Annotated in this window: 16 protein-coding genes; 5 read left to right on the top strand and 11 right to left on the bottom strand. The window is 75.0% G+C overall.

What is annotated here, in order from left to right; translation table 11 throughout:
- The first annotated feature begins 67 nt into the window (after nt 1-67).
- The 3 genes from ACI8AF_RS01420 to ACI8AF_RS01410 all read left to right on the top strand — a co-directional run bounded on the left by ACI8AF_RS01420 (nt 68) and on the right by ACI8AF_RS01410 (nt 3,380).
- The gene (locus ACI8AF_RS01420) at nt 68-697 is read left to right on the top strand and encodes a helix-turn-helix domain-containing protein (protein WP_456537865.1); all 630 of its coding nucleotides are present in this window, start codon (nt 68-70) and stop codon (nt 695-697) included.
- Between the two features lie 179 nt (nt 698-876).
- On the top strand, nt 877-2,616 hold the full coding sequence (gene leuA, locus ACI8AF_RS01415; RefSeq protein ID WP_456537864.1) for a 2-isopropylmalate synthase: 1,740 nt from the start codon (nt 877-879) through the stop codon (nt 2,614-2,616).
- A gap of 26 nt (nt 2,617-2,642) precedes the next feature.
- A complete protein-coding gene (locus ACI8AF_RS01410; RefSeq protein WP_456537863.1) occupies nt 2,643-3,380 on the top strand; it encodes a VOC family protein in 738 nt (245 codons plus the stop codon).
- Here the strand turns inward: ACI8AF_RS01410 and mnhG are convergent.
- The 8 genes from mnhG to ACI8AF_RS01370 form a co-directional block, all read right to left on the bottom strand.
- Nucleotides 3,377-3,772 carry a monovalent cation/H(+) antiporter subunit G gene (gene mnhG, locus ACI8AF_RS01405; protein WP_456537862.1) on the bottom strand — a complete coding sequence of 132 codons (396 nt, stop codon included), beginning with the start codon at nt 3,770-3,772 and terminating at the stop codon, nt 3,377-3,379. The two genes, ACI8AF_RS01410 and mnhG, sit on opposite strands and share 4 nt — an antisense overlap.
- Complete coding sequence (locus ACI8AF_RS01400; protein ID WP_456537861.1) at nt 3,769-4,065, bottom strand: monovalent cation/H+ antiporter complex subunit F; 297 nt, start codon at nt 4,063-4,065, stop codon at nt 3,769-3,771. Before ACI8AF_RS01400 ends, mnhG begins: the two co-directional genes overlap by 4 nt.
- Nucleotides 4,062-4,652 (bottom strand): Na+/H+ antiporter subunit E, encoded by a 591-nt coding sequence (locus ACI8AF_RS01395; protein ID WP_456537860.1) that lies wholly within the window; start codon nt 4,650-4,652, stop codon nt 4,062-4,064. Before ACI8AF_RS01395 ends, ACI8AF_RS01400 begins: the two co-directional genes overlap by 4 nt.
- A complete protein-coding gene (locus tag ACI8AF_RS01390; RefSeq protein WP_456537859.1) occupies nt 4,649-6,331 on the bottom strand; it encodes a Na+/H+ antiporter subunit D in 1,683 nt (560 codons plus the stop codon). Before ACI8AF_RS01390 ends, ACI8AF_RS01395 begins: the two co-directional genes overlap by 4 nt.
- Nucleotides 6,328-6,849: a Na(+)/H(+) antiporter subunit C gene (locus ACI8AF_RS01385; RefSeq protein ID WP_456537858.1), complete on the bottom strand. Its 522-nt coding sequence runs from the start codon at nt 6,847-6,849 to the stop codon at nt 6,328-6,330. The genes ACI8AF_RS01390 and ACI8AF_RS01385 overlap by 4 nt, the downstream gene beginning before the upstream one ends.
- Complete coding sequence (locus ACI8AF_RS01380) at nt 6,846-9,749, bottom strand: Na+/H+ antiporter subunit A (protein WP_456538037.1); 2,904 nt, start codon at nt 9,747-9,749, stop codon at nt 6,846-6,848. Before ACI8AF_RS01380 ends, ACI8AF_RS01385 begins: the two co-directional genes overlap by 4 nt.
- Nucleotides 9,750-9,835: 86 nt before the next feature.
- A complete protein-coding gene (locus ACI8AF_RS01375; protein WP_456538036.1) occupies nt 9,836-10,495 on the bottom strand; it encodes a response regulator in 660 nt (219 codons plus the stop codon).
- On the bottom strand, nt 10,492-11,676 hold the full coding sequence (locus ACI8AF_RS01370) for a sensor histidine kinase (RefSeq protein ID WP_456537857.1): 1,185 nt from the start codon (nt 11,674-11,676) through the stop codon (nt 10,492-10,494). Before ACI8AF_RS01370 ends, ACI8AF_RS01375 begins: the two co-directional genes overlap by 4 nt.
- Before the next feature lie 146 nt (nt 11,677-11,822).
- Between ACI8AF_RS01370 and ACI8AF_RS01365 the strand changes: the two genes are divergently transcribed.
- Entirely contained in the window at nt 11,823-12,533 is a 711-nt protein-coding gene (locus tag ACI8AF_RS01365; RefSeq protein ID WP_456537856.1) for a hypothetical protein, read from the top strand.
- A gap of 28 nt (nt 12,534-12,561) precedes the next feature.
- On the opposite strand, the gene ACI8AF_RS01360 is transcribed toward ACI8AF_RS01365, so the two are convergent.
- The gene (locus tag ACI8AF_RS01360) at nt 12,562-12,840 is read right to left on the bottom strand and encodes a DUF4242 domain-containing protein (protein ID WP_456537855.1); all 279 of its coding nucleotides are present in this window, start codon (nt 12,838-12,840) and stop codon (nt 12,562-12,564) included.
- Nucleotides 12,841-12,941: 101 nt separating this feature from the next.
- Nucleotides 12,942-14,315 (bottom strand): FAD-binding oxidoreductase, encoded by a 1,374-nt coding sequence (locus ACI8AF_RS01355; protein ID WP_456537854.1) that lies wholly within the window; start codon nt 14,313-14,315, stop codon nt 12,942-12,944.
- Between the two features lie 153 nt (nt 14,316-14,468).
- On the opposite strand from ACI8AF_RS01355, the gene ACI8AF_RS01350 reads away from it, so the two are divergent.
- On the top strand, nt 14,469-17,342 hold the full coding sequence (locus ACI8AF_RS01350) for an ATP-binding protein (RefSeq protein ID WP_456537853.1): 2,874 nt from the start codon (nt 14,469-14,471) through the stop codon (nt 17,340-17,342).
- Nucleotides 17,343-17,357: 15 nt separating this feature from the next.
- Here ACI8AF_RS01350 and ACI8AF_RS01345 read toward each other — a convergent pair whose 3' ends face one another.
- On the bottom strand, nt 17,358-19,163 hold the full coding sequence (locus ACI8AF_RS01345; protein WP_456537852.1) for an ABC-F family ATP-binding cassette domain-containing protein: 1,806 nt from the start codon (nt 19,161-19,163) through the stop codon (nt 17,358-17,360).
- Nucleotides 19,164-19,311: the final 148 nt, after the last annotated feature.

Here is a 19,311-nt window from a genome sequence, read left to right as displayed (position 1 = left end):
TGCGCCGCCCGTCCACAGATCCGCGGACGGTGGCCCAGTGCCCGTGCCCGGCGGGCACCCTGCCGCCGTGGCGTCGTTCGAGTTGACCGGAGCGCTCCGGCGGATCCGGCGCACGGCGGACCTCTCCCAACGGGAACTGGCCGCCCGCCTGGGGATCTCCAAGTCGGCCGTCGCAGCCGCGGAGAGCGGCTCAGCTGGCCTGGACGCGCGCATCCTGGCGCGGGCAGCGGCACTGGCGGGATGGCAGCTGGCGCTCCTGGACGACACCGGGGCGGAGGTCACCGGCATGGCCGACGGTGCGGTCCGGGACATGGCCGGCCGCCGGTTCCCCGCCCACCTGGACACGCGCTACGGCGACCAGGACTGGTGGCACGGAGACGAGCGGTACAGCCGGGAGCAGCCCTGGTACACGTTCGACCGCGTGCGCTGGACCCGCGACTTCTGGCGCGGCCGCCTCGGCACCCCGGGCGACCACCAGCTCCCGCAGCCGGGCGACGCACCGTGGGAACGCAGGGCCGCGCGGGCACGGGCCCTCCGGCAGGAGCTCGACGAGGAGTTCCGTCGGCGGCGGGACGCCGGCGAGGTGCGCGAGCAGCCCGAGTGGGTCTGCGAGTGCCCACCGGAGTGCGCCGAGCTGGACACGGGCGAACGGCCCGTACACGCCGACGGCTGCCCGTGTGTGTGCGATGTGGGTTGAGCCGCTGCTACCGTGGGCCCGTGCGCGGCAGCCTCCTGCTTACCCGCCGCGGCGAGGCCCTCTCCTAGGTCGGCCCCCTCGCCGCGGGGATCCCGCCGTGGCCTGGAGCGTTCCCCGGCGCCTGCTGACCGCCCCACGACGGAGCTGAGTCCAGCCCGCGCCCGAGGAGCGAGAATCCCGTGACCACCCCTTCGCAGCACCCGCACGTACGCAATCCCCAGCAGCCCTCGGGGATGCCGGTCCACCGGTACGTCCCCTTCACCCCGATCGACCTGCCGGACCGCACCTGGCCGGAGAAGGTCACCACCGCCGCCCCGCGCTGGTGCGCGGTCGACCTGCGCGACGGCAACCAGGCCCTGATCGACCCGATGACGCCCGACCGCAAGCGGCGGATGTTCGAGCTGCTGGTCCGCATGGGCTACAAGGAGATCGAGGTCGGGTTCCCGGCGGCCAGCCAGACCGACTACGACTTCGTCCGCCAGCTCGTCGAGGAGGACCTGGTCCCCGACGACGTCACGATCCAGGTGCTGACCCAGGCCCGTGACGAGCTGATCGAGCGCACCTTCGAGTCCCTGCGCGGCGCGAACCAGGCGATCGTGCACCTGTACAACTCCACCAGCACGCTGCAGCGGCGGGTCGTCTTCGGCTCCGACCGCGCCGGCATCGTCGACATCGCCGTCCACGGCGCGCAGCTGGTGCGCAAGCTGGCCGAGCAGGCCGGCGACACCGAGATCCGGTTCGAGTACTCCCCCGAGTCCTTCACCGGCACCGAGCTGGACTTCGCCGTGGAGGTCTGCAACGCCGTCACCGACGTCTGGGAGCCGACCGCCGACCGGCCCACGATCCTCAACCTGCCGGCCACCGTCGAGATGGCCGAGCCGACCGTCTACGCCGACCAGATTGAGTGGATGCACCGCAACCTCGGCCGCCGCGACGCGGTCGTGCTGAGCCTGCACCCGCACAACGACCGCGGCACGGCCGTGGCCGCCGCCGAACTGGGCTACCGCGCCGGGGCCGACCGCATCGAGGGCTGCCTGTTCGGCAACGGCGAGCGCACCGGCAACGTCGACCTGGTCACCCTGGGCCTGAACCTGTTCAGCCAGGGCATCGACCCGCAGATCGACTTCTCCGACATCGACGAGATCCGCCGCACCGTCGAGTACTGCAACCAGATCGGCGTGCACGAGCGGCACCCCTACGGCGGCGACCTGGTCTACACCGCCTTCTCCGGCTCCCACCAGGACGCCATCAACAAGGGCTTCAAGGCGCTGGAGGTCGACGCGCAGGCCGCCGGCCGGCCGGTCGACCAGATGACCTGGGCGGTCCCCTACCTGCCGATCGACCCCAAGGACGTCGGCCGCAGCTACGAGGCCGTCATCCGGGTGAACAGCCAGTCCGGCAAGGGCGGCGTCGCCTACATCATGAAGACCGAGCACCACCTGGACCTGCCGCGCCGGCTGCAGATCGAGTTCAGCGCGGTCATCCAGCGGCACACCGACGACGAGGGCGGCGAGGTCACCGCCGAGCAGATGTGGGCCGCCTTCAGCAGCGAGTACCTGCCCGAGCCGGCGGCGCCCTGGGGCCGGTTCAGCCTGGCCGGCCACCGCCACCAGGCGCACGGTGAGAAGCTCGACGAGATGACCGTCGAGCTGGAGGACGCCGGCGTCCCGGTCACCGTCTCCGGTCAGGGCAACGGTCCGATCGCCGCGTTCGTCGACGCGCTGCGCGGCCTCGACGTCGACGTGCGGGTGCTCGACTACGCCGAGCACGCGCTGTCGGCCGGCGGCGACGCCCGGGCGGCCGCCTACGTCGAGTGCGCCGTCGGCGACCGGGTCCTGTGGGGCGTCGGCATCGACCCGAACATCGTCACCGCCTCGTTGCGCGCGGTGGTGTCGGCGGTGAACCGGGCCCAGCGGTAGCGGCCGATCTCGGAGAGGATGGGGGCGTGACGCAGCTCACGCCCTACCTCTCCGTCCGCGACGCCCGGGCGGCGATGGACTGGTACTGCGAGGCTCTCGGCGCCCGGGTCGTCGGTGACCCGTACCTGATGGACGACGACCGGATCGGCCACGCCGAGATGGAGATCGCCGGCGCGCCGTTCTACCTCGCCGACGAGTACCCGGAGCTGGGCCTGACCGGCCCGGGCGACGGCGGGACCGCGGTCTCGCTGCACCTCACGGTCGACGACGTCGAGGCCGCCGTCACCCGCGCCGCCGAGCTGGGTGCGACCGTCGAGCGCCCGCCCGCCGAGGCGCCCGGCGGCCGGGTCGGCGTCGTCGTCGACCCCTACGGGCACCGCTGGATGCTGCACGCGCTCGACTCCGCGCCGGCCGCCCCGCGACCGCCGCTCCGCCCCGGCGACGCCGTCTACCTCACCCTCCAGGTGCCCGACGGCGCCCGCGCCCGGGACTTCTACGGGGCGGTGCTCGGCTGGGCCGCCGTCCCCGGCCGGGTGGCCGACGGCTGGCAGGTGGAGGGCCCGGTCCCGATGGTCGGCATCGGCGGCGGCTCCGACGAGCCCGGCACGGTGCCCCTGTACGCCGTCGACGACCTCGAGGTGGCCGTCGCCGCGGTCCGCACCGCCGGCGGGCAGGCCGGGGAGGTCGAACGGATGCCCTACGGGCTCACGTCGCTGTGCCGGGACGACCAGGGGCTGCCGTTCTACCTGGGGCAGCTCGGCTAGCTCGCCGAGCCGGGCGGCGCGTCGGCCGGCTCGTCGCCCCGGTGGTGCGGGCCGCCGGGCTCGTCGGTGCGCAGCTCGTCGACCAGCAGCAGGTCGCGGCGCACGTGCCGGCGGCGGTAGGCCACCCGGCTGACCATGTGCGCGCTGACCGGGGCGGTGAGCATCTGGAACAGCGCCACGAGCAGCAGCATCCAGGTGGCCGACCACCCCTGCAGCCGGATCGCGGCGCCAGTCATGATCAGCAGCACGCCGAGCACCTGCGGCTTCGTGCCGGCGTGCATGCGGGCGAGGACGTCGGGGAACCGCAGCAGCCCCACCCCGGCCGACAGGCACAGGAACGCGCCGAGGCCGAGGCACACCAGGGCCACGACGTCAGCGGGCGACTCGATCACGCCTCGGCCTCCCGTTCCCGCGCCTCCTCGGCGCGCACCAGCATGCCGCCGATGTAGCGGGCGACCGACACCGAGCCGACGAACGCCAGCAGGGACACGACGACCAGCACCCGGACCAGGGTCGGGTCCCGGGCCAGGCCGGCGTGCACCGCCAGCCCGGCCGAGATGATCACCAGCAGGGTGTCGGTGGCCACCACCCGGTCGAGCAGCGAGGGGCCGCGCGCCAGGCGGACCAGGGTCAGCAGCGAACCGAGGCCGATCATCGCGTAGAGGACGGCGTAGGTGGCGGTCACGACCGGCCTCCCCGCGCGTCCAGCCCCGCGGCCGCCTCGGCCACCCCGGCCGACAGCCCCAGCCGCGCCAGGTCGTCCGGCCCGCCGAAGGCCCGGACGATCCGCTCCTCCTCGGCGAGCACCCGCTGCTTCTGCGCCTCGATGCCCGCGGCGTCGCGCGCGTCGAGCACGTGCAGGCCCAGCACCCGCCGGTCCCGGTCGAGCTCCAGCACGATCGAGCCGGGGATCAGCGAGACGGTCGCCGCCAGGAGGGTCAGCAGCAGGTCGTTGTCGGTGCGCGCCTGCACCGCGATGATCGCGCCCCGCGGCCGCCCGCCCCGCAAGGCCAGCAGCACGACCTGCACGCAGGACGCCACGAGGTCGGCCAGGAACCGGGTGACGTACACCAGCGCCGGCCACGGCCGCAAGCGCAGGCCACCGGCCTCCGGTGGCAGCGGCAGCAGCACCGTGACGAGCAGCGCGACCAGCAGACCCGACAGCAGGTTGGCCCAGGACCAGGTGCCCCAGAGCAGGTTCCACACCAGCACCAGCCAGAGCAGCGGCAGCACGCGGTGCCGCCAGCCCGGCCCCGCGGGACGCGCGCTCACCCGCCGCCCCCGCCGCCGAGCACCGCCGCGATGTAGGGCGTGCGGTCGAGCAGGTCGGCCGCGGCCCGGTCGGCCAGCCCGTACAGCGGCCCGGCGACCAGCGTCAGCACGAGGGTGACCGCGACCATCCCGGCGGTCGCCCCCACCATGAGCCACGGCAGCGGCCGCTCGCTGATCCGCGCGGGTGGCTCGTCGTCCTGCGGGTGCGAGGCGGTGGCCACCGCCTGGTGCCGCTCCCACGCGGTCAGCTCGCCGCCGTCCCCGGCCCCCGAGGCGCGCGACCCGCCCGCGGCCGCCCCGTCCTCCCGGCCGGCGCCGTCCCGGCCGGCGCCGTCCCGGTCGGCGTCGTCCTGCGGTTCCGCCAGCGGCCGCCAGAACGCCCGGGTCCACACCCGCGCGATGGCCACCAGCGTCAGCAGGCTGGCCACCACCCCGCCGACCACCAGCGTGAACGCCAGCGCGCCCCCCTCGGCGACCCCGGCCTGCAGCAGCCCCACCTTGCCGATGAACCCCGACAGCGGCGGGATGCCGGCGAGGTTCATGGCCGGCACGAAGAACAGGACCGCCAGCAGCGGGGACAGGCGCGCCAGCCCCCCGAGCCGCTCGATCGACGTCGAGCCGCCCTTGCGCTCGACCAGCCCCGCGACGAGGAAGAGCGTGGTCTGGATGGCGATGTGGTGCGCCACGTAGAACACCGCGCCGGCCAGCCCGCCCACCGTCGCCAGGCCGATCCCGAAGATCATGTAACCCACGTGGCTGACCAGCGTGAACGACAGCATCCGCCGGATGTCGGTCTGCGCGACCGCGCCCAGGATGCCGATGAGCATCGTGGCCAGCGCCGCCCACAGCAGCAGGTCGTCGAGGACGCCGCCGGGGAACAGCAGCGTCTGCGTGCGGATGATCGCGTACACGCCGACCTTGGTGAGCAGGCCGGCGAAGACCGCGGTGACCGGGGCGGGTGCGGTCGGGTAGCTGTCGGGCAGCCACGCGTAGAGCGGGAAGACGGCCGCCTTGATGCCGAACGCGATCAGCAGCATCGACTGGATGAGCAGCGCCGTGCCGGCGGGGATGTCGTCGAGCCGCTCGGCCAGCTGTGCGAGGTTGACCGTCCCGGTCGCGGCGTACACCAGCCCGATCGCGCCGAGGAACAGCAGCGAGCTGCACAGGCTGACGACCACGTAGGTGATGCCGCCGCGCACCCGCGGCGCCGTCCCCCCGAGCGTGAGCAGCACGTAGCTGGCCACCAGCAGGATCTCGAACCCGACGTAGAGGTTGAACAGGTCGCCGGCCAGGAAGGCGTTGCTCACGCCGGCGATCAGCACCAGGAAGGTGGGGTGGAAGATCGACAGCGGCGTCTCCTCGTCGCCGTCGGCCGAGCCCTGCCCGATGCCGAACAGGAGGACACCGAGGCCGACCGTCGAGGCGACGACGAGCATGAGCGCCGACAGGCGGTCCACCACCAGGACGATGCCGAGCGGCACCGGCCAGCCGCCGACCGAGATCGCCGTCGCGCCCTCGGCGTCGGCGAGGAACAGCAGGACGACGGAGACCACCAGCACGCCGGTGAGCACCAGCGTGCTCACCGTGCGCTGGATGCGCGGCCGGTGGCCGGTGAGCAGGGCCGCCGCGGCGCCCAGCAGGGGCAGCAGGACCGGCAGCGGGGCGAGCGCGCTCGTCACCGGCTCCTCCCCTGCGTCGGCGGGAGGTCCACGTCGTCGGAGGGGATGCCCGCGAAGTGCCGCTCGAGCAGCTCGTCGACGTCGTCGCGCAGGCTGTCGGCGTGCCCGGCGGGGCGGTCCTCCGCGGCGAGGTCGTCCGGGTCGAGCTCGTCGGAGTCCATCCCGGACCGGGTGGCCACCCGCCGGTCCTCCTCGTCGATGCCCACGACCTCCTGCCGGACCAGCCGCCAGGACCGGTAGATCATCGCCAGCAGGAACGCCGACGCGGCGAACGTGATCACGATCGCGGTGAGGATCAGCGCCTGCGGCAGCGGATCGCTCATCTCCTCCGGCTCGGCGTAGCCGAGGATCGGCGCGAGGCCACCCGGCCCACCGGCCGACAGCAGCAGCAGGTTGGTGGCGTTGCCCAGCAGCAGGAAGCCGAGCAGCACGCGGGTGAGGCTGCGGTCGAGCAGCAGGTAGACGCCGGCGGCGTAGAGCCCGCCGATGATCACCGGCAGGACGACGGTGGGGGTCATCGGACGGTCACCTCCTCGGGGACGGCGGCTCCGGAGGCCGTGTCGCCGGTGGGGTCCTCGGCCGGGAAGGCGCCGGCCTCCTCCTCGCGGTCGAGCTCGGCGCCGAGGCTGCGCAGGATGTCGAGGACCAGGCCGACGACGATCAGGTAGACGCCGACGTCGAAGAACAGCGAGGTGACGAGCTTGACGTCGCCGAGCACCGGCAGGGTGACCTGGTAGATCACCGACTGCAGGACCTCCCCGCCGCCGACCAGGCCGGTCACCGCGTAGCCGCCGGCGATGAGCAGGCCCAGGCCGAGCACCTTGCCCGGGTCCACCGGGGCCGCCTCGCCCAGCTCGTAGCGGCCGCCGGCCAGGTAGCGCAGCACCATGGCCAGGCCGGCGACCAGGCCGCCGGCGAACCCGCCGCCGGGCTCGTTGTGCCCGGAGAAGAGCAGGAACAGGGAGAACACCAGGATGGTGTGGAACAGCATCCTGGTGACCACCTCGAGGATCACCGAGCGCCGCTGCGGCGCGAGGGTGGCGCTCGCGGCGAGCCAGCGCCGGCGCGGCGCCCGCCGCCCGCCGTCCTCCCGTGCCAGCCGGTCGCGGGCGACCCGGGCGATGAGGCCGGTGCGCTGGCGCAGGAACACCAGGCTGGCCACGCCCGTCGCGGCCACGACGAGGACGGAGATCTCGCCCAGGGTGTCCCAGGCCCGGATGTCGACCAGGGTCACGTTGACGACGTTCTCCCCGCCGCCGAACTCGTAGGCCTGCTCCGGGAAGTCGACCGACACCGGCTCGGCGGTGCGGGAGGCCAGCGCGACGGCCCCGACACCGGCCATGAGCAGGCCGACCGCGATCGCCAGGAAGCCGCGGGCCACCCGCTCGCGGGGGCGGTGCCGCTCGGTGATGTCCTTGGGCAGCTTGCGCAGCACCAGCACGAACGTCACCAGGGTCAGCGTCTCGACGAGGAACTGCGTCAGCGCGAGGTCGGGTGCCCCCTGCAGCGCGAAGAGGACGGCCAGCCCGTAGCCGGTGACGCCCACGACGAGCACCGCCGACATCCGCTGCCGCATGCGAACGGCGAGCCCGGCCGCCGCCAGCACCACCGCGCCGACCAGCGCCTGGACCGGCGTGTCCCACGCCCGCCACTCGCCCGGCCACGGTGCCCGGGTGAGCAGCACGGTCCCCGGCAGCGCGAGGACGACGACGAGGATGGTGCCGAGGTAGGCCGGCAGGGAGCCGCGCTGCGTCGTCCCCGTGAGCAGCACCGAGAGCCGGTCGAGGGCCTGGATCACGTTCCAGTAGCCCTCGTCGGCCGAGGCGCCGAACGCCACCCGCTTCTGCAGCCGCTGGATCCGCGTCCGCACCGCGAACAGCGCCGCACCGCCGAGCAGCGTGAGCGCCGACAGCAGCAGGGCCGGCTGGAGGCCGTGCCACAGGGCCAGCTCCTCCGCCTCGGGCGCGATCAGCGGCAGCGTGTCCGCGTACTCCGCGACCAGCGGCTCGAGCAAGGTGCTGGCGGGCCCGGCCACGAGGCTCGCGGCGGCGAGCACGGCCGGCGCGAGGAGGAACAGCGCACCCGGCGGGTGCACCAGCGCCGGCGGCGCGGTCGGGGGCAGCTCGGGCTTGCGGGCGAAGGCGCCCCACAGGAACCGGAAGGTGTAGGCGGCGGTGAGGACCGAGCCGAGCACCAGCCCGGTCAGCTCCAGAACGGCGGCGGTGCGGTTGGCGAGGCCGCCCTCGAGCAGTGCGGTGAACGCCGCCTCCTTGCCGACGAACCCCAGCAGCGGCGGGATGCCGGCCATCGACGCGGCCGCCAGGCCGCCGATCGCGGCGAGCACGGGCAGCCGGCGGCCCAGCCCGGACAGCTCCCGCAGGTCCCGGGTGCCGGTGGCGTGGTCGACGACGCCGACGACGAGGAACAGCGTCGCCTTGAACAGCGCGTGCGCCACCAGCATGGCCAGCCCAGCGGCCGCCAGCTCGCGGCTGCCGGCGCCGACCAGCACGGTGAGGAAGCCCAGCTGGCTGACCGTGCCGAACGCGAGCAGCAGCTTGAGGTCGGTCTGCCGCAGCGCCCGGTAGCCGCCGACGAGCATGGTGGCCAGGCCGAGCACCAGCAGGACGGGCCGCCAGCCGGGGACGTCGGCCAGCCCGGGCGCCAGCCGGGCGACCAGGTAGATGCCGGCCTTCACCATCGCCGCGGCGTGCAGGTAGGCGCTGACCGGCGTGGGCGCCTCCATGGCCGCGGGCAGCCAGAAGTGGAACGGCACCAGGGCCGACTTGGTGATCGCGCCGACCAGGACGAGCACCGTGCCGGCCGTCATGTACGCCCCGCTGCCCGGGGCGGCCACCACCTCGGAGAGCAGGTAGCTGCCGCTGGCCTCGCCGATCAGGATCAGCCCCACCAGCATGGCCAGGCCGCCGGCGGTGGTGAGGACCAGCGCCTGGGTGGCCGCCCGCCGGGCCGCGAGCCGCCGTCCCGACCCGCCGATCAGCAGGAAGGAGAAGACGGTGGTGAGCTCCCAGAAGACGTAGAGCAGCAGCAGGTCGTCGGCGAGGACCAGGCCGAGCATCGAGCCGGCGAAGGCGGTGAGGGTGCCGGCGAACCGGCCGGTGCCCTCGTCCCCCGGCTCGAAGTACCGCGCGCAGTAGAGGAGCACCAGCGCGCCGACGCCGGTGACCAGCGCGGCGAGGGTCAGGGAGAGCGCGTCCAGCCGCAGCACGACGTCCAGCTCGAGCGCGGGGATCCAGGTCGTGCGCTCGACCACCTCGTCGCCGTCGAGGACGCGGGCGAGCTGGGCGAGCACCCAGGCGAAGCCGGTGGCCGGCACGAGGGCCAGCGGGAGGAACGCCTGCCGACCCCACCAGCGCACGAGGAGCGGCGCGCAGAGCGCGGCCACGAGGTGGAGGAGCAGCAGTGCGAGCAGGAGGTCTCCCGGGAGTCGTGGGTCGGCTCCGGGTCCACAGACGTCGGTCGTCCACGGCCGGCGGTGACCCCATACTACCTGCCCGGCGTGACCAGCCCGCTCTCGTAGGCGAAGGCGACGGCCTGCACGCGGTCCCGCAGCCCCAGCTTGAGCAGTACCCGGCTCACGTGCGTCTTGACCGTGGCCTCGCCCAGGTACAGCCGCGCGGCGATCTCGGCGTTGGAGAGCCCGGCCGCGACCAGGGCCAGCACGTCGGTCTCGCGCTCGGTCAGCTCGCCCAGCCGCCCGGCGGCGCCGGGGTCGGGCGCGGGGGCGGCGGCGAACGACTCGATCACCCGGAGGGTCACGGCCGGGTCGAGCAGGCCCTGGCCGGCGGCGACGGTGCGCACCGCGGCGACGAGGTCCTCGGGCGGGGCCACCTTGAGCAGGAAGCCGCTCACCCCGGCGCGCAGGGCCGCCGCGACGTACTCGTCCTCGTCGAACGTGGTCAGGACGACGACCCGCGTCGGCAGCGCGGCGGCGATGATCCGCCGCGCCGCCTCCAGCCCGTCCACCCCGGGCATGCGGACGTCGAGCAGGACGACGTCGGGCCGCTGCTCGGTGACCACCCGGACGCCGGCCGCCCCGTCGGCGGCCTCGCCGACGACCTCGATGTCGGGTTCGGCGGCCAGCACCATGCGCAGGCCGGTGCGCACCATCGCCTGGTCGTCGACCAGCACCACGCGGATCGTCACGCGCCCACCTCCGCCGGGGCCGGCCGCTCGGCCACGTGGATCGGGAAGACGGCGCGCACCCGGTAGCCACCGCCGCGGACCGGCCCCACCTCCAGCCGGCCGCCGACCACCGAGACCCGCTCGCGCATGTGCAGCTGGCCGTGGCCGCCGGCGCCCGGCACGGACGGGGGCGTGGGGACGCGCGCCCGGCCGTCGTCGGTGACGGTGACGGTGACCCGGTCGGCCGCGTAGCCGACCTCGACCGCGGTGGCCGCGGCGCCGGCGTGCCGGACGACGTTGGACAGCGCCTCCTGCACCACCCGGACGGCGGAGACGTCGACCAGCTGGGGCAGCTCCACCGGCTCCCCGGTGACCACCAGCTCGATCGGCATGCCGCCGGTGCGCAGCTCGCCCAGGACGGCGTCGAGGCGGGACAGCGACGGCAGCGGGGCGGGTTCGCCGTCCGGCTGCTCCCGCAGGATGCCCACGACCCGGCGCATCTCGTCGACCGAGTCGCGGCCGAGCCGCTCGAGCCCGCGGAGCACCTCCTGCGCCTGCGGGTGGTCGGGCAGCAACCGTCGCAGCCCGCCCATCTGCAGCACCATGACGCTCACCGCGTGGGCCACCGAGTCGTGCACCTCGCGGGCGATCCGGGCCCGCTCGGCGGTGGTCGCGGCCGCGGCGACCGTCTCCTGCTGCTCGGCCAGGCGGGCGGCGAGCACCTGCAGCTCCCGCGAGCGCTCCCGGGACTGCCGCACCAGCAGGCCCACGCCGTACGCGGTGCCGGTGACCAGGAAGAAGAACACGCCCTCCCACGTGGACGACGAGAGCGCGATCCCCGCGACGACCACCACCAGGCTGGCGACGCCGGCCGCCCGGATGCCGCGCGCGTACGGCAGCACCGCGGCGGCGTGACCGACCAGCAGGGCCATGCCGACCAGCTGGGCGCCCCCCGGTCCGGGGGTGCCCAGCGCGGCGTTGCCGAGGACGCTCAGCGCGCCGAGCACCGCCGTCGTCTCGGGCCAGCGCGGGCTGACCGCCAGCAGCGCGCCCACCACGACGCCGGGCACGGAGGTGACCAGCGGGAAGTGGAAGTTCTGGTCGGTCGCGATCTCCACCAGCGAGAGCAGCGCCACCAGGAGGCCGACCGCCGGCCAGAGCAGGCGCACGCGGCCGCGGGCTGCGGAGATCCACCGGGGCATGACCAGCACGCTAGGTGGCGCGGGCAGCGGCGGGCATCCCCCGCGCGGCGGACGTCGCGGGTGTCGCGTTCCGCCGCGCGACGGACGCGGATCGGTCCGTTCCGGCGGACGCGGCGCACCCCCGGCCGTTCCTAGCGTTCCGGGCCATGACGACCAACGCGATCACCCCCGACGTGGCGACGACCGCCACGACCACCCGCCCCACCCGCAGCGCCGGCTCGCTGATGCTGCCGATCGCCGGCGGCGCCCTGATCGTCGGCTCGCTGCTGTACGTGGCCGGCCTGGCGACCTCGCCGCCCGCGGACTCGCTCGAGAACGCCGACTACATCGCCTCGCTCGCCCGCGACGAGGGCCGGACGGCGCTCTCGGCGATGCTGCTGCACTACGGCAACATGTTCCAGGGCCTGGCCTGGCTGGCCGCGCCCGCGCTGGTCCGCGGTCGCAAGGGCCGGATCGGCACCGTGGTCGGTGCGCTGCTGTCGGCCCTCGGCCTGGTGACCGTCGCCGGGTACGTGCTCTACGACTTCTGGACCGGTGGCATCGGCCGCGAGCTCGACCCCGACACGGCGCTGTCGCTGTTCGAGACCGTGTCCAGCTCGCCCGCCCTGGCGATCGTCGGCACGGTGCACCTGCTCGGCATCGTCGGCCCGCTGGTGGTCTACGGCGGTCTGGCCAGGGCCGGCGTCACGAGCTGGTGGCTGTTCGCCCCCGCGGTGGTCAGCATCGGCCTGTCGATCGCGCTGAGCTTCACGCCGCTGCTCTACGCGGGCTTCGCCCTGGTCGGCGCCGTCCCCGCGGTCCTGATCGGCCTGCGGATGGTCCAGCGCAACCGCGCCGAGGCCGCTGCCGCCGCCTGACGGGCAGCACTTCCCCTGACGACGCTGGTCAGGCGGCCGGCACCGGGCCGAGCGACCCGTCCGGGTGCACCGCGCCGCTGACCTCGAGGACGACGTCCGCCGGCAGGCCGGCCCGTTCGGCGGCCCGTCGGATCGCCTCCGCCGACGGCGCCTCGTACAGGCAGTAGGTCTTGCGCTTGTCGGCGGAGAGGAACGAGTAGAGCCACTGGACGCCCTCGTCGGCGTTGACGCGGTTCAGGCCGTCCGCGGCATCGGCGGTGACCTCCAGTGCCTCGGCGAACCGGCGCTCGACCATGAAGACAGGCATGGGGTCCTCTCCCGTCGCGACCCGGGCTGCGCACCCCCGGAGGGGTCCCTCGCTCCCCATGGTGGAGGGAGCGGCCAGGGCGGGGAAGGGCCGCCCTCCCGTCACGGCTCGATGTTCTGGTTCAGCCGGAACACGTTGCCGGGGTCGAAGCGGCGCTTCACCTCCCGCAGCCGCGCGTAGCCGGCGCCGTAGTTGGCGGCCACCTGCGGCTGGTCGTCGGCCGAGGCGAAGTTGACGTAGCCCCCCGGGTCTGCGTGCGGGGCGATCGCGGCGTGGTACTCCCGCACCCACCGCGTGTTCGCCTCGTCGTCGGCGGGGTCGGGCCAGATGCCGGCGATGTTGACCGCGAACGTCGCGTCGCGGTGCCCGAAGGCGGTCTCGTCGGGTGCCACGTCGTGCGCCGCGCCGTTGACGGCGTACATGTGCATCCCGGAGCTGACGAACGGCACGCGCGCCCCGTGCTCCACGTGCGCGGCGATCGCCTCGTCGGTGAGCTCGGTGAGGAACGCCGGCTTCCAGTAGTTCCGCAGCCCCGGCGGCAGCAGCGGGTCGAACATCGTGTTGATCGCCGGGTACGGCATGGGGCCGACCGAATCGGCCACCGGTGGGGCGACCCGGCGGATGCGGTCGAGGACCCGCTCACCCTCGGGCCGGGAGCCGGTCCAGCAGGAGACGACGACCGCGTGCGGCTGCCCGACCCGCTCCTCGGGGATGAACGGCAGCGGCGGGGCGAGGTGGAAGGCCGGGTAGCCGCCGTACTCGCGCGGGGCCTCCCGGATGAAGTCGCGGAAGAAGGTGAGCAGGGCGGCGGCGTCGTCCAGCTCGAAGAACATCAAGCCGACCATGACCGCCTCCGGGACGGGGTGCGCCCGGTAGGTGAACCTCGTGACGACGCCGAAGTTGCCACCCCCGCCGCGCAGCGCCCAGAACAGGTCGGGGTTCTCCTCCGCGTCGGCGGTGATGACCCGCCCCTCGGCGGTGACCACCTCGGCGGCCAGGAGGTTGTCGCAGGAGAGGCCGTACCCTCGGGTGAGGTAGCCGATGCCGCCGCCCAGGGTGAGCCCGCCGATGCCGGTGGTGGAGACGATCCCGCCAGGGGTGGCCAGCCCGTGAGCCGCCGCCGCGTCGTTGAGCCGCCCCCAGGTGGTGCCGCCGCCTGCCGACACCGTCCGCGCCCGCGGATCGACGGTGACCGACCGCAGCGGCGACAGGTCGACGACGACGGCGTCGTCGGCGGTGCCGAACCCGGGCACGCTGTGAGCGCCGCCGCGGACGGCCACCACCCGGTCGGTCTCCGTCGCGTAGGCGATCGCCGCCGCCACGTCCGCGGTGCCGGTGCAGCGCACGATCGCGTGCGGACGGGCGTCGATCATGCCGTTGTAGACCCGGCGGGCGTCGTCGTAGCCCGGATCCCCGGCCCGGACGACCGTGCCCTCCACCCGGTCGGCCAGCGTCCGCGGCAGCTGCGTGGTCATGGCTCCTCCTCGTGAGCTCGGTGCCGATGGCGCCCGACGCTAGGGACGGGGACGGGGCCGGCACATGACCAGAACGAGGCGAAACGCGGCCGGCCGGCGGGGGGTCAGATCTGGCCATCGACGCCGGCGGGGGCGAGGGCTAGCGTCCGGGAAGTGTCCGGCTGGACGCCGCCTCCCCTCCCGGCGCGCTGGGCGCGGGCCGCGCGCCCCGCGTTCGTCGGCCGCCGCGCCGAGCTGGCCGCCCTCGAGGAGCAGTGGGCGGACGTGACCGGCGGTGCCCGGCAGGTCGCCTTCCTCGGCGGCGAGCCGGGTGCCGGCAAGTCGCGGCTGCTGGCGGAGTTCTGCGGCCTGCACGCCCGCGGGGCATCGGTCCTGCTGGGCACCTGCATCGCGGAGTTCGGTCCGCCCTACCAGCCGTTCGTCGAGCCGGCCGAGGCGTTGCTGGCCGGTCTCGACGACCGCGCGGGGCCGCTCGCCCGGCTCGCCGGCCGGGCGGCCGATAACGCGCCCGAGCCCGACACCCGTCGGGAGCTCTACGACGCAGCGGTCGACGCGGTCGCCGTCGTGGCCGGATCGGGACCGGTCGTGCTCGCCCTGGAGGACCTGCACCGGGCCGGCCCGGCCGGGCTGCAGCTGCTCGGTCACCTCGTCGAGCGGACGCCGGAGCTCCCGTTGTTCGTGCTGGCCACGTACCGGACGACGGCGCCGGACCGGTCGGCCGCGCTGACCTCGACCGTCGCCGACCTCTACCGGCTCGACGGCGTGCGCCGCCTCGACCTCGCCGGCCTGTCCACCGACGAGATCACCGAGTACCTGGCGCGGGAGACGCCGTGGTCGCCGCAGCGCGCGAGGAGGGCGGCCGCGCTGCTGCGGGACCGCACCGGTGGCAACCCGTTCCTGCTGCGGGAACTGGTCCGCGAGGCGTCCTCCCGGGGAGCCGTGCCCGAACCGGGCGAGCAGGCGCCCCTCTCGGTGCGGGACATGGTGGCCGGCCGGCTGGCGCGGCTGACCGATCCCCAGCGGCAGACTCTCGAGCTGGCCGCGGTCGTGGGTGAGGAGACCGACGCCGCGACGGTGCTGGCGATGTCGGCCTGGGGCGAGGAGACGACGTTGGCGGCGCTGGACACCGCGGTCGACTTCGGGCTGCTGGAACCGACCGGTGCGGTCTTCCGGTTCCCGCACGCCCTCGCCCGGCAGGCGGTGCTCGACCTCATGCCGGCCACCCGCCGGGCGCGCGAGCACGTGCGGGTGGCCGCGGTCCTCGAGGCGTCGGGCGCGCCCTCCGTCCGCCGCACCCAGCGGCTGGCCTACCACTACGCCCAGGGCCAGGCCCTCGGCTACGGCCCCCAGGCGGTGCGCTACCTCACGGAGGCCGCCGAGGCGGCGTCGGCCAGCCTGGCCCACGAGGACGCGGCCCGCTGGTTCGAGCAGGCCGCCGAGCTCGGTGCCGACCGCGCCGACCGCTACCGGCTGCTGCTGTCGGCGGCGCACGCCCACCTGCTGGGCGGGGACTTCGCCCGCGCGCGCGTGGTGTTCGAGGAGGTCGCCCGGCGGGCCGGCCCGCGGGAGCGGCTGGAAGCGGCCATCGGCTTCGAGGGGGCGTCCTGGCGGGTGGGCCGGCCCGGCTCCCGAGCGGTCGAGCTGTTCACCGCGGCCCTGCGCGCCGTCGAGCACGATCCGGCGGACGCGCTCTACGTCCGCGGGCTGGCGGGTCTCGGCCGGGCGCTCGCCTTCAGCGGAGCGACGGAGGAGGCCGGCGTCCTCTGCCGGCGGGCGATCGAGCTGGCCCGCGCCCGGCAGGACGACGAGCTCCTCGTCCAGGCGCTGCAGGCCGGCCTCTGGTACCGGCTGCGCCCGGCCGACGCGCCGGAGAAGCTGGCCCGCGCCACGGAGCTGGCCCGGCTGGCCAGGCGCACCGGCGCCCACGTCGACCTCGGGGTCTCCGCGTACTTCCGCGCCGTCATCGGCTACCTCCAGGGCGACGTCCGCGGGCTGGCCGAGGCGCACGAGGACCAGCTGGAGGTCGCGCGGACCACCGGTCAGCGGCTCGCCGACTACGTGGCCCGGTGCGTGCAGTGGGCCCGGCTGTTCGCCGCCGGCGACCTACCCGGCGCCGAGCGGACGATCATCGAGCTGGCGGAGCTCGGCGCCGCCCTGGGCACCGAGGACACCGAGGGGTCGTCCGCCGTCCGCACGTACCTGCTCCGCAGGGAGACCGGAGGCGTGGCGCAGGTCCGCCCGCTGATCACCGGCACGGAGTCACCGGAGGACCACTGGGCGCCCGGGCTGCTGGCCCTGTACACCGAACTGGGCCTCGACGCCCCGGCGGCACGGCTGCTGCACTGGCTGCTCGACGGGCGGCTGGACCGCTATGACGACTCCGCGCAGTGGCCGTGCGTCCTGGCCTTCCTCGTCGAGGCCGCGCTGCACCTGCGCGACGGCGAGGCGCTGCGCCGGCTGCGGCCGTGGCTGGGCGAGTACTCCGGCGTCAACCTGGTCGCCGGCGACTTCATCGCGGTGTTCGGCAGCGCCGACCGCTACCTCGGTGCGCTGGACTCCGTCCTCGGCCGGCCGGGCGCCGAGGAGGAGCTGCAGGAGGCACTCGCCATGGACGTCCGCATGGGAGCGACGCTGCACCGGGCGGAGAGCCTCGCGGCGCTCGCCGCGCACCACCGGCGGGCCGGCGCCCCGCCGTCGCGGGTCCGGGAGCTCACCGAGGAGGCGCGCGCGCTGGCCGAGCCGCTCGCTCTGCGACGAGTTCTGCGGGCCCTGCGACCTCCGTCGGCCGCCGCGCCAGCGCCGGCCGCAACCGCCGGGCTCACGCCCCGTGAGACCGAGGTGCTGCGGCTGATCGGTGCCGGTCTGCTCAACCGGGAGATCTCCGCCCGGCTGGTGATCAGCGAGAACACCGTGGCCAACCACGTCCGGAGCATCCTGGCCAAGACCGGCGCCGGGAACCGGACGCAGGCGGCGATGTACGCAGCCACCCACGGCCTCCTCGGCGGGGCGGCCCACCCCGCCCGGTGAGGAGATCCGGTCCCCTCAGCCCTCGGCCAGCTCGGCCGCGGCCAGCCAGTCGGTCTCGACCTGCTCCTTCTCGGCCTGCAGCGCCCGCAACCGGGCATCGAGCTCCAGCACCCTGGCGTGGTCGGTCGCGGCGGCGGCCAGCTCGCCGTGCAGCTTCTCCTCGTCGGCGGTCAGCCGCTCCAGCCGGCGTTCCAGCCGGGCGGCCTCCTTGCGGGCGGTGCGCACCTCGGCCGCGGACGGACCGGCGGGCGCGGCCACCGCGGCGGCCGCCGGCCCGGGCCCCGCGCCGCCGGCCGGGCGCAGCTGCGCCTCCCCCGCCGCCCGGCGGGCGAGGTACTCCTCCACCCCACCGGGCAGCGCGGCCAGCGACCCGTCGCCGAGCAGCGCGACCACCGAGTCGCAGACCCGGTCGACGAAGTAGCGGTCGTGGCTGACCACCAGCACCGTGCCGGGGAAGGAGTCGAGCAGGTCCTCCAGCGCGGTCAGGGTGTCGATGTCGAGGTCGTTGGTGGGCTCGTCGAGGACCAGCACGTTCGGCTCGCCCATGAGCAGCCGCAGCAGCTGCAGCCGGCGCCGCTCGCCGCCGGAGAGGTCGCCGACCGGCGTCCACTGCCGCGCCGCGGCGAAGCCGAACCGCTCGGCCAGCGACGACGCCGAGATCTCCTGGTTGCCGAACCGGGCGATGCGCGCGATCTCCTGCACCGCCTCCAGCACCCGCAGCCGCCCGGGCAGCTCGGTGACGTGCTGGGACAGGTACGCCGGCGCGACCGTCTGCCCGCGCACCACCCGGCCCGCGTCGGGCTCGAGCTCGCCGACCAGCAACCGCAGCAGCGTCGTCTTGCCCGCGCCGTTGACGCCGACGACGCCGATCCGGTCGCCCGGGCCGACGTGCCAGGTGACGTCGCGGAAGAGCTCCCGGCCCTCGACCGAGTACGACACGTCCTCGACGTCGTAGACGGTCCGCCCCAGCCGGCGGGCCGCGAACCCCTTGAGCGCCGTCGACTCGCGGGGCGGCGGCTCGTCGGCGATCAGCGCCTCGGCCGCCTCGATCCGGAAACGCGGCTTGCTGGTGCGCGCCGGCGGGCCGCGACGCAGCCAGGCCAGCTCCTTGCGCACCAGGTTGAGCCGGCGTTCCTCGGTCGCCGCCGCGATCCGCGCCCGCTCGGCGCGGGCCAGCGTGTAGGCCGAGTAGCCGCCCTCGTAGGCGAAGACCTTGCCCTCGGCGACCTCCCACGTGGTCGAGCAGACCTCGTCGAGGAACCACCGGTCGTGGGTGACGACGACGAGCGCGCCGACCCGGTTCTTCACGAAGTCGGCCAGCCACGCCACCCCCTCGACGTCGAGGTGGTTGGTCGGCTCGTCGAGCACCAGCAGGTCCAGCGGCCGGATCAGCTGCGCGGCCAGCGCGACCCGGCGGCGCTCGCCCCCGGACATCGGGGCGACCGGCGCGTCGAGGCCGAGCCGGTCGAGCTCCAGGCCGGTGAGCACGCTGCGCACCGCCGGGTCGGCGGCCCACTCGTGCTCGGCCGCGAACACGCTGGTCGGCAGGACGACGTCGCGCACCGTCGTCCCCGGCGGCAGGGTCCCCGACTGGTCCAGCACCCCCAGCTGGAGGTCGCCGCGGCGGGTGACCCGGCCGGAGTCGGGGTCCTCCGCGCCGGTCAGGACGCCGAGCAGCGTGGACTTGCCGCTGCCGTTGCGGCCGACGACGCCGATCCGCTCGCCGGCGGCGACGCCGAGCGAGACGTCGTCCAGCAGCACCGTCGTGCCGTGCGCCTTGGAGACCCGCTCCAGCGCGAGGAGGTTCAGCGGTGCGCTCATGAGGGACCCAGTATCGCCGTCCCCTAGTCACGCCCAAGAAGGGCCCAAGTGACCTCGGTGAACCTTCGTCCCGAGCGGCCCACCCGGGCCGGCACCAGCGCGAACGGGAGGCAGGACACCATGAGTGCGGCGGCAGCACGGGAACCCC

The sequence above is a fragment of the Blastococcus sp. SYSU D00669 genome (assembly GCF_054050715.1).
Note: the sequence above shows the minus strand (reverse complement) of the source record. Positions and strands in the feature narration are given on the sequence as shown.